This is a genomic window from Flavonifractor sp. An4 (genome assembly GCF_002161755.1).
GTDB classification, from domain to species: Bacteria; Bacillota; Clostridia; order Oscillospirales; family Oscillospiraceae; genus Flavonifractor; species Flavonifractor avicola.
The window spans coordinates 1-571 of record NZ_NFIL01000127.1; the positions used below are offsets into that span (position 1 = coordinate 1).

Here is a 571-nt window from a genome sequence, read left to right on the forward strand (position 1 = left end):
CCCAGGTCCACCACCAGAGGTCCCCCCTCCTGGCGGCCCAGCAGCTGATAGAGAACTCTGGCATCCTCTGCAATCCGTTTCTGTCCCCGCTGGAGGGTGCGGCACACGGTGGAGCGGTTTCTCCCCGCCTCCCGGGCCACCTGGGCCTGCCGTCTGCCTCCGTTGGTACCGGCAAGATAAGCCTCCTGAGCGGGGCTGATGCCGCTCCGGGCCGCCCGTACCGCCAGGCGCATCTTGTCCTGCTCCGTGGAACCCTCTGGGGCCTCCTCAGCCCCCTCCAGCTCCGCCCAGGTCTGATACTGGAGCCTGTCCCACTGCCAGCCCTCCAGGCCGGACCAAGTCCTGCCCCGGCTGATCTTGTGCCGGGGCATCAGCTCCCGTAAAAGCCGGGAGCAGTCCACCAGATCCTCCCCGATCCGGGCCAGCTCCAGACGGATGGCCCGGGCCTCCCTGCCTTGTACGCCCTCCAGCTTGGCCTGAAGGGCGGTCTTTTGTTCCCGCAGGGCCTTGGCCTGGGCTTTGATCTCCCTGGCCCGGCTCATTTTTTACTCATATCCGTCCGGGGCGCCCG

1 protein-coding gene is annotated in these 571 nt (G+C 67.6%); it reads right to left on the reverse strand.

Annotated features, from left to right (window positions below):
* A partial coding sequence (locus B5F94_RS16055; protein WP_143383348.1) for a hypothetical protein occupies window positions 1-542 on the reverse strand: 542 nt, incomplete at its 3' end.
* Window positions 543-571: the final 29 nt, after the last annotated feature.